The sequence below is a fragment of the Salinarimonas chemoclinalis genome, assembly GCF_041514305.1.
In the GTDB taxonomy this organism is placed as follows: domain Bacteria; phylum Pseudomonadota; class Alphaproteobacteria; order Rhizobiales; family Beijerinckiaceae; genus Salinarimonas; species Salinarimonas chemoclinalis.
The window spans coordinates 296,650-305,045 of the sequence record NZ_JBGMWH010000004.1 but is presented as its reverse complement, the minus strand read 5'-3'; the positions used below and the strand labels follow the sequence as shown (position 1 = coordinate 305,045).

Annotated in this window: 10 protein-coding genes; 4 read left to right on the top strand and 6 right to left on the bottom strand. The window is 74.7% G+C overall.

Annotated features, from left to right (window positions below):
• Positions 1 to 112: 112 nt before the first annotated feature.
• Genes AB9M23_RS10530 through AB9M23_RS10505 form a run of 6 tightly spaced genes read right to left on the bottom strand, consistent with a single transcriptional unit; the run spans position 113 to position 5,141 of the window.
• Entirely contained in the window at positions 113 to 1,009 is an 897-nt protein-coding gene (locus AB9M23_RS10530; RefSeq protein ID WP_372424490.1) for an energy transducer TonB, read from the bottom strand.
• Complete coding sequence (gene exbD, locus AB9M23_RS10525; protein WP_372424489.1) at positions 1,006 to 1,461, bottom strand: TonB system transport protein ExbD; 456 nt, start codon at positions 1,459 to 1,461, stop codon at positions 1,006 to 1,008. The genes AB9M23_RS10530 and exbD overlap by 4 nt, the downstream gene beginning before the upstream one ends.
• An 11-nt stretch (positions 1,462 to 1,472) precedes the next feature.
• On the bottom strand, positions 1,473 to 2,192 hold the full coding sequence (exbB, locus tag AB9M23_RS10520; protein WP_372424488.1) for a tonB-system energizer ExbB: 720 nt from the start codon (positions 2,190 to 2,192) through the stop codon (positions 1,473 to 1,475).
• Entirely contained in the window at positions 2,189 to 2,713 is a 525-nt protein-coding gene (gene hutX / locus AB9M23_RS10515; protein WP_372424487.1) for a heme utilization cystosolic carrier protein HutX, read from the bottom strand. The genes exbB and hutX overlap by 4 nt, the downstream gene beginning before the upstream one ends.
• Positions 2,713 to 3,060 (bottom strand): heme-degrading protein HmuQ, encoded by a 348-nt coding sequence (gene hmuQ, locus AB9M23_RS10510; protein WP_372424486.1) that lies wholly within the window; start codon positions 3,058 to 3,060, stop codon positions 2,713 to 2,715. The genes hutX and hmuQ overlap by 1 nt, the downstream gene beginning before the upstream one ends.
• A 41-nt stretch (positions 3,061 to 3,101) precedes the next feature.
• Positions 3,102 to 5,141, bottom strand: coding sequence for a TonB-dependent hemoglobin/transferrin/lactoferrin family receptor (locus AB9M23_RS10505; protein ID WP_372424485.1), 2,040 nt, complete (start codon positions 5,139 to 5,141; stop codon positions 3,102 to 3,104).
• Between the two features lie 220 nt (positions 5,142 to 5,361).
• Between AB9M23_RS10505 and hemP the strand changes: the two genes are divergently transcribed.
• The 4 genes from hemP to AB9M23_RS10485 are packed head-to-tail and all read left to right on the top strand — an operon-like array spanning position 5,362 to position 8,391.
• On the top strand, positions 5,362 to 5,544 hold the full coding sequence (hemP, locus tag AB9M23_RS10500; protein ID WP_372424484.1) for a hemin uptake protein HemP: 183 nt from the start codon (positions 5,362 to 5,364) through the stop codon (positions 5,542 to 5,544).
• Between the two features lie 20 nt (positions 5,545 to 5,564).
• Positions 5,565 to 6,470 carry a heme/hemin ABC transporter substrate-binding protein gene (locus AB9M23_RS10495; protein ID WP_372424483.1) on the top strand — a complete coding sequence of 302 codons (906 nt, stop codon included), beginning with the start codon at positions 5,565 to 5,567 and terminating at the stop codon, positions 6,468 to 6,470.
• Entirely contained in the window at positions 6,467 to 7,573 is a 1,107-nt protein-coding gene (locus AB9M23_RS10490; protein ID WP_372424482.1) for a FecCD family ABC transporter permease, read from the top strand. Before AB9M23_RS10495 ends, AB9M23_RS10490 begins: the two co-directional genes overlap by 4 nt.
• Positions 7,570 to 8,391 carry a heme ABC transporter ATP-binding protein gene (locus AB9M23_RS10485; RefSeq protein ID WP_372424481.1) on the top strand — a complete coding sequence of 274 codons (822 nt, stop codon included), beginning with the start codon at positions 7,570 to 7,572 and terminating at the stop codon, positions 8,389 to 8,391. Before AB9M23_RS10490 ends, AB9M23_RS10485 begins: the two co-directional genes overlap by 4 nt.
• Positions 8,392 to 8,396 lie beyond the last annotated feature (5 nt).

Genomic DNA, 8,396 nt, shown 5'->3' with positions numbered 1-8,396 from the left:
CAGGCCGGAGGGTGGGGAAGGGCGGCGACGCGGCTCGCCAGGACGGCGAACGGCCCCACCGCCCGCGCTTCGCGCGGACTCCTCCCCTCCGGGGAGGACATGAGAGGCGCCGTCACCGTAGGTCGAAGCGCACGGGGACGGTCAGGGTGACCGGGCCGTCGGGCGGTGCGGGGGCGGGGGAGGCGCGCCGGACCATGGCGAGCGCCGCCTCGTCGAGGGCGGGCGCGCCGCTCGAGCGCGCGACGCGGGCGCTCGTGACCGTCCCGCGCGCGTCGAGCCCGAAGGTGACGTGCACGACGCCCTCGATGCGCTGTGCCCGCGCGGCGGGCGGATAGCGCTTGTGGCGCTCGAGATGGGCGAGGAGGCGCGCCTGCCAGCGGGAGCGCTCCGCCGGGGTGGCGGACGCGGCGCGGGCCGGCTCCGGCGCCGCCGCGCGTGCGCGTTCCGTCGCCGCGCGCGGGGCGGCGTGGGCCGAATCGAACGTGTCGCGGCCGGGGCTCGCGGGCGGCGGGGCAGCACGCGCGACGCGCGGGCGCGGGGGAGGCGGCTCCGGCAGGTCGGCGGGGCGGAGTGGCGGGAGAACGACGGGTGGCGCCGCGGCCGCGACCGCCGGTGCGGCGAACGGCACGGGCTCCGGCTCCGGCGGCTCCGGCTCAAGCGGCTCCGGCTCCGCCGGTTCGGGCTCGGGCTCGGGGAGGGGCTCCGGCGCCGGGTCGGGGGGCGTCTCGACCGGCTCCGGCGGCGCTTCCTCGACGGGCTGCTGCGGCGCGGGGGCCGCGTCGCCGGCGATCGCCTCGGGAGCGGGCGGGTCCGGCTCGGCGAGATCGACCTCGGGCGCGCTCGGCAGCGCCGCGAGTTCGACGGCGAGGAATCCCGCCGGCTCTGCGGCGGGCTGCGGCGGCGGCACCTGCGGAAGCAGTGCGAGGCCGAGCGCCGCATGCGCCGCGCCGGCGAGGCCCCCCGCCACGAGCCAGGCCGACGGCCGCGCCGCGCCCCGTACCCCCCTCACGGCGAGCCCGGCCCGGACGCGTCGGCCGAAGGCCGCTCCAGGCCGACCAGCGCGACGCGCAGCCAGCCCGCGGCGCGCAGGTCGTTCAGGAGATCCATCAGCGCGCGGTATTCCAGGCCCTGATCCGCGCGCAGGAAGATCCGCGCCTCGCGGTCGCCCGTGGTGGCGGCGTCGAGCGCGCTCGCGAGGTCGGCGCGGGCGATCGGCGCATCGCCGAGCGAGAGCGTGCTCTGCGCGTCCAGCGTCAGCACGACGGGCTCCGTCGGCGCGGGCTGCGCCGCCGCGGTCGAGGCCGGGAGGTCGACCGGCACGGAGACGGTGGCGAGCGGGGCCGCGATCATGAAGACGATGAGGAGGACGAGGATCACGTCGATGAAGGGCGTGACGTTGATCTCGGCGAGCGCGTCGTCCGCGTCCTCGTCGCCGCCGTCCGGGCGCAGGGCGAAGGCCATCGGAGCGCTCCCTACTCCGCGGCGAGGCGCAGGCCCGGCGCGTCGGCGCCGGTCGCATCGAGATCGCGGCTGAGCTGGCGGGCGAGCCGGGCGGAGACGTCGCCGAGGAGGCCGCGATAGGCGGCGATGCCGCGGGCGAAGACGTTGTAGAGCACCGCCGCCGGGATCGCCGCGACGAGGCCGACGCCGGTGGCGAGCAGCGCCTCGGCGATGCCCGGCGCCACCACGGCGAGGTTCGTCGTCTGCGTCGCCGCGATGCCGATGAACGCGTTCATGATCCCCCACACGGTGCCGAACAGGCCCAGGAAGGGGGCGGCCGAGGCGGTGATGGCGAGGAGCCCCGTGCCCGCCGCGAGCCGACGCGAGGCCGCCTTCTCGAGGCGTGCGAGGCGGATCGCGGCGCGCTCGCGCACGCCCGCGGGATCGCGGCGGGGGCCGAGCCCCTCGCTCTCGCGCCACTCCTCGGCCAGCGCACGAACGAGCGCCGCGGGGACGCCGCCGCGGCCGGCGAAGGCGCGCTGCGCCTCCTCGAGGGAGGTCACGTCCTCGAGGAGGCGCAGGCTCCGGCGCGCGCGCGCCGACGCGCCGGCCAGCTCGAGGCCCTTCACCAGCGCGATCGTCCAGACCAGGACGGAGGCCGCCACGAGGCCCACCATCACCGCCTGCACGACGATGTCGGCGGCGAGGAACATGCCCCAGGGAGAGAGGTCGTGTGCGGCGAGCGGCGTCATGACGAGGCGAGCCTCTCGCGCAGGGACTCGAAGGCCGCGAGCTGGGCGGGCTCGAGCTCGCGGTCCGGCCCGCGCCGCACGAAGATCTTGAACATCGACGCGCCCGCCTCGTCGAAGAACTGGATCGAGCAGGAGCGCCGGCCGTGGAAGCGCCGGTCGACGAGATAGATCGCCCGGCAGGCGTCCGCGCGAATGTGCCCGCCGATGGGGCTGTCGCCGTGGATGTTGAACCATCCGCGGCCGAGGCTGCCCGGCGGCAGGCGCCCGACCACCTCGAGCACGACGCTCGGCGCGTGCATCAGGAAGAGCACCTCGCCCCAGGTGGTCACGGCCGCCCAGATCTCGGCGAAGCGCTCGCCGGGGACGGGGAGGCGCTCGCACTCCGGGAGCGCCTCCACGACGGTGCGCAAAGGCGCGCCGTGGGCCCGCGCCACGTCCTCCAGCACGCCGTCGGGCCTCTGCGCGAGGCTCGCGCGGATCGCCGAGAGGAGGGCGGGATCGCCGGCCGCGGGCGCGTCCATCACGCCACCCTCGCCGAAGAGGACGCCGCCGCGGGGGCGTCCTCGCCGAGCACGCTCTCGAAGCCCTCGAACTCGGGATGGCCGAGATAGAGCCCTTTGTTCTGGCCCGCGTTGCGGTGCGAATCGCGGAACTGCTCGGAGCGCGTCCAGGCCTCGAAGCTCGCCCGGTCGGTCCAGACCGTGTGCGAGGCGTAGAGGGTGTGGTCCTCGCGCTCCGGACCCTTCAGCAGGTGGAAGGCGACGAAGCCCGCCATCTCGTCGAGCCGCGTCTTGCGGCTCGACCAGACGGTCTCGAAATCGCCCTCGCGGCCCTTGGTGACCTTGAAGCGGTTCATGGCGACGAACATGGTCTGTCTCTCCTCGTGATCTGTCGGGCTCGCATTTCGGCTCACATGCCGAGCCGCGCCTGGAAGCCGACCTTGGCGACGAAGCCGGGGCCGTCCGCCCCGTCGCGGAAGCGGCGGGTGCGCACGTCGCCGACGTTCTCGAGCCGCACGTACGCCCGCGCGTCCGGGGTGATGTCGTACGAGCCGTAGAGGTCGACGAGCGTGTAGTCCTCGCTCTTCAGGGTCGCGGAGGCCGTGGGCAGCCGGTCCTGCGCGGCGACGAAGGTGACGCGCCCGCCCAGCGTGAGCTTCTGGTCGAGGAAGCGCAACCCCGCACCGAGCGCGAGCTGGTCGGGGTAGACCGATGTGAGCGGCTGGTTCGTGACGCGGTCGTCGCCGCGGGTCGTGCCGGCCGACACGCTCGCGAACCACCGTCGCGCGTCGTAGGTCAGGTCGAGTTCCGCCCCGGTGAGACGGGCGCGCGCGATATTGTCGTAGCGGAACGTCGCCGTGCGGCAGGCGGCGGGGGCGCGGGGATCGCCGCAGCGCCCGCTCGGGTCCGAGTAGATGCTCTCGATGTAGTCGTCGACGTCGGTGCGGAACACCGAGACCTTGCCGCGCAGGCGATCGCCCTGGAGGAAGAGATCGTCGAAGGACAGGTTCACGCCCGCCTCGATGGTCTTGCCCACCTCCGGGCGCAGGTTCGGGTTCGGCTGGAAGCTGAAGGCGGCCGGGAAGGGATGGACGCCGGCGATCAGGGTCTCGGTCACGGACGGTGCGCGATAGCCCTCGGCATAGGTGCCGTAGACCTGGAGCCCCTCGATCGGGCGGATGCCGATCGTCAGCTTGGGCGAGACCCGGTTTCCGTCGGAGGAGACGTCGCCGCCGGAGAGCTCGTAGGCGTCGAAGCGCGTCGCGCCGATCACGTCGACGATGCCCCAGGTCGCCTGGGCTTGCAGGAAGCCGCCCCACACCGTGCGCTCGCCCGAGGGCGTGAACAGGTCGGCCGAGCCGACGGGATCGCGCACCGTCACCTCGTCGCGGAAGGCGTCCCAGCCGTAGGTCAGCGCGAAGCCGACCGGCCCCGCGTCGAAGCGCGAGGTGTTGTGGACGTCCGCGCCGATCGTGTGGATCTCGAAGAACCGGGTCTCGCCGATCTGCGCCCGCGTCCCGCTCAGGCGTCGCTGGTCGGTCTGCGTGCGCGTCGACCACGCCTGGACCGTCAGGTCCACCCACGGATCGGCGGGATCGTCCCACGACCAGCGACCGACGAAGGTCTCGGTCGTCACCTCGTTGTCGCGGCGCGGTTCCATCGCCGTGCCCAGCCCGTTGGCGAAGTCGAAGCGCTGGAGCTGGGCCGAGAGCTCGATGCGATGGAAGGGCGCGGGATCGATCGCGACCTTGGCGAGGCCGGAGACGATCTCCTGGCCGCTGTCGTTCACGACGAGGCCGTCGCCGTTCTCGTATTCGTCCGTGCTGCGCAGGCTGAGCCCGACGAGTGCACCGAAGGCCTCGGTGGGGCGCATCGCGGCGATGCCCGTGCCGAGGATGCCGGTCTGGCGCCCCATCAGGAAGGTCGTGTCGAGGGTGAGCGACAGCCGCTCGCCGGGGGCGAGCACGTCGTCGGGCGAGACGGTCTGGAAGGAGACGACGCCGCCGATCGCGCCGGACCCGTAGATGTTCGCGACGGGCCCGCGGGTGACGTCCACGAGCCGCACGAAGGCGGGATCGAGGAAGAAGGCGCCGTCCGCGTTGTGCCCGGAGCGCTGGAAGTTCTGGCGTGCGCCGTCCACCGTCACCGCGACGCGGCCGAAGTCCTGCAGGCCGCGGATGTTGACCGCGGTGGCGGGATCGTTCGCGTTCTCCTGCGTCGCGACGTTCGGCAGAGCGTCGAGCACGGTGCCGATCCGCTGCACCGCGCGCGTGCGGATCTCCTCGCGCGTCACCACGCTCGCGCCGGCCATCGCCTCGACGGCCCGCGTCTCGTCCTTCGTCGCCGTGACCGTCACCGCGTCGAGCAGGATGCCCTCCTGCGCCGCCGCCGCCCCGATGCCCAGCGCCAGCGCGCCGAGCGATACCGCCCCCAGATACAGCCTACGCATCGCCATCCACCTCGCCTGTCGTCCTGTTCGTGATGGCTGGCGGGCCCCGCGACGCCTGTCGCGGAAAGGGGCTGGCTGGCTGTGCGCTCGATTTTTCGCGCGAACGCTTGACGTCGTCTATGCGAGGCGGCACACAGCGTCAATCGAAAACTTGAAAACATCTTCTTTCGAGTGACTCGAAGGAAGAACGACTTGGCGGAGACTCGAAAGGCTCGAGTAGATGCATTCCAAGGAAGACCCGAACACCGCCGCGGCGGCAGCGGGAGCGCGCGCCTCCGGCACGCGGCCCGTGGTCGACGTGCGCACGCTCGTCGGAGACGGGCGCGAGGCGATCATCCGCCACAACGGCGAGAGCTACCGCCTGCGCATCACCGCCGCCAACAAGCTGATCCTCACCAAGTGACCCTGAGCGAGACCGCCGACATGCTGCGCACCATCGTTCTCCTCGCGGGACCGACCCTCGTGACCCTCCTCCTCGCGGCCTCGCCCGTCGCCGCCTCGGAACGCCTCGTCGCCGCGGGCGGCGTCGTCACCGAGATCCTCTACGCGCTCGGCGTGGAGGGCCGGATCGTCGGCGTCGACACGACGAGCGTGCACCCGCCCCGCGCGCTCGAGGACCACCCGGACGTCGGCTACCTGCGCGCGCTGTCGGCGGAGGGCGTGCTCTCGCTGGCGCCGGACCGGGTGATCGCCACCGACGCCGCCGGGCCCGCCGATGCGCTCGACCTCGTGCGCCAGGCGGGCGTGCCGATCGACGTCGTCGGCGAGGAGCCGACGCCGGCGGGCGTCGTCGGGCGCATCCGCACGATCGGCGCGCTCGTCGGCGAGGAGGCGCGGGCGGATGCGCTCGCCGCCGAGGTCGAGGCGGGCTTCGCGGCGCTCCAGGAGGCGCGGGCGCGAGTCGACGGGTCGCCGGTGCGCGTGCTGTTCGTGCTCTCGCTCCAGAACGGACGCGCGATGGTGGGCGGCGCCGGCACCGCGGCGGACGCGATCATCGCGCTCGCCGGCGGCGTCAACGCCGTGCCGGAGGTCGCCGGCTACAAGCCCGTCACCGACGAGGCGATCATCGCGGCGGCGCCCGACGTCGTGCTCTCCATCGCCCGCGGCGACCACGCGCTCGACCCCGATGCGCTGTTCGCGCTCCCCGCCTTCGCGCTCACCCCCGCCGCCGAGGGGCGCCGGCTCGTCTCGATGGATGGGCTCGCGCTGCTCGGCTTCGGGCCGCGCACACCGCAGGCGGCGGCAGCGCTGATGCGCGCGCTCCATCCCGGAGCGGAGATCCCGGCCGTGCTCTCCGGCGGAGCGGACGCCGTCGAGGCGACGCGATGAGCGCCGGCGTCGCCGGGAGCGGGGCCTCGGTGCCGGCGAGGACGCCCGCGCACGCGCTCGCCGCGCGGCGAGCGCGTGCGCGGCTCGGGCTCGTCGCGCTCGTGGTTCTGGTCGTCGCGCTGTCGATCCTCGCTCTGGGGGCCGGCGCGGTGGCGATCCCGCCGGGGCGCGTCGTCGCGATCCTCCGGGACGCGGCGACGGGCGCGGGCGAGGTCGCGACCCGCGACGCGCTCGTCGTCACCGGCATCCGCCTGCCGCGGCTCCTGATGGGGCTGCTGGTGGGCGCCGCGCTCGCGGTGGCGGGGGCGCTGATGCAGGGGCTGTTCCGCAATCCGCTTGCGGATCCCGGCCTCGTCGGCGTCTCCTCCGGCGCCGGACTGGCAGCGGGCGTGACCATCGTGCTCGGCGAGCGGCTGGTGCCGGCCTCGCTCGGCATCGACCCCTTCGCGCTCCTGCCGATCGGCGCCTTCCTCGGCGGCCTGGCGTCGACGCTCGTGCTCTACGCCATCGCCACCCGGAACGGACGGACCTCGATCGCGACCATGCTGCTCGCCGGCATCGCGCTCGGCGCGCTGGCGGGGGCGGCGAGCGGCGTCCTCGCCTACGTCAGCGACGACCGCCAGCTGCGCGACCTCACCTTCTGGTCGCTCGGCTCGCTCGGCGGCGCGACCTGGGCGAAGCTCGCGGTGATCGCGCCGATCCTGCTCGCCACGCTCGCGGCGACGCCGATCCTGGCGCGGGCGCTCAACGCCCTCGTTCTCGGGGAGGCGGAGGCCTATCACCTCGGCATCGCGGTCGAGCGCGCCAAGGCGGCGATCGTGGTGCTCGTCGCCGCCGCCGTCGGCGCGAGCGTGGCGGCGGCCGGCGTGATCGGCTTCGTCGGGATCGTGGTGCCGCACCTGCTCAGGCTCGTCGTCGGCCCGGACCATCGCGTGCTCCTGCCGGCCTCGGCGCTGCTGGGCGCGGGGCTCCTCGTCGGGGCCGACCTCGTGGCGCGCACGGTCGTGGCGCCCGCCGAGCTGCCGATCGGCATCGTCACCGCGGCGATCGGCGCGCCGTTCTTCCTGTGGCTCCTCCTGCGCAGGCGAGGGCTGTTCCCGTGACCGCGCTGATCGAGGCCGCGGACGTCGCCTACGCCGTTTCCGGCCGCACGCTCGTCCATCCCACCGACCTGACGCTCGGGGCCGGCGAGACGCTCGTGATCGTCGGGCCGAACGGCGCCGGCAAGTCGACGCTGCTCAAGCTCCTGACCGGCGAGCTCGCGCCGAGCGCCGGCCGCGTTCGTTACGGCGGGCGGGACATCCGCGCGCTGCCCGCCTGGCGGCTCGCGGCGATGCGCGCGGTGATGGCGCAGTCCGAGACGCTGGCCTTCCCGTTCACGGTGGCGGAGGTCGTCGGCATCGGCCTCGACGGCGTCTCGGGCGGCGCGCGCGGCGCCGCCCGAGACGCGCGTATCCTGGATGCGCTGGCGCGCGCGGACATCGTGCACCTCGCCGCGCGCGACGTGCAGACCCTCTCGGGCGGCGAGCGCCAGCGCGCCCAGTTCGCCCGCGCCCTCGCCCAGCTCGAGGCCGGGCGCGCGGCGATGGGCGACGCGCCGAGGGGCGGGCAGGTGCTGTTCCTCGACGAGCCGGTGTCGAGCCTCGACCTCGGCCACCAGATCGCGCTGCTCGAGGCGGCCCGCGCGCTCGCCGAGGACGGGCTCGGCGTCGTCGCCGTGCTGCACGACCTCAACCTCGCCACGCTCTACGCCGACCGCATCGTGGCGCTCGCGGGGGGGCGGGTCGTCGCCGCGGGGCCGCCGGACAGGGTCGTCGACGCCGCGCTGCTGCGCGACGTCTTCGCCGTGCCTCTGCCGGTCCACCGCCGGGCCGGGAGTGGCGCGCCGTTCGTCCTGCCCGAGCGGCCGGGTCGCGGCTGACGCGA

What these genes read in the sequence shown, in the direction of transcription:
- exbD (WP_372424489.1), bottom strand. Translation starts at nt 1,461, where the DNA reads ATGGCCTTCGCCCTGCGCCCGGACGGCGGCGACGAGGACGCGGACGAC.
- exbB (WP_372424488.1), bottom strand. Translation starts at nt 2,192, where the DNA reads ATGACGCCGCTCGCCGCACACGACCTCTCTCCCTGGGGCATGTTCCTC.
- hutX (WP_372424487.1), bottom strand. Translation starts at nt 2,713, where the DNA reads ATGGACGCGCCCGCGGCCGGCGATCCCGCCCTCCTCTCGGCGATCCGC.
- hmuQ (WP_372424486.1), bottom strand. Translation starts at nt 3,060, where the DNA reads ATGTTCGTCGCCATGAACCGCTTCAAGGTCACCAAGGGCCGCGAGGGC.
- AB9M23_RS10505 (WP_372424485.1), bottom strand. Translation starts at nt 5,141, where the DNA reads ATGCGTAGGCTGTATCTGGGGGCGGTATCGCTCGGCGCGCTGGCGCTG.
- hemP (WP_372424484.1), top strand. Translation starts at nt 5,362, where the DNA reads ATGCATTCCAAGGAAGACCCGAACACCGCCGCGGCGGCAGCGGGAGCG.
- AB9M23_RS10495 (WP_372424483.1), top strand. Translation starts at nt 5,565, where the DNA reads ATGCTGCGCACCATCGTTCTCCTCGCGGGACCGACCCTCGTGACCCTC.
- AB9M23_RS10490 (WP_372424482.1), top strand. Translation starts at nt 6,467, where the DNA reads ATGAGCGCCGGCGTCGCCGGGAGCGGGGCCTCGGTGCCGGCGAGGACG.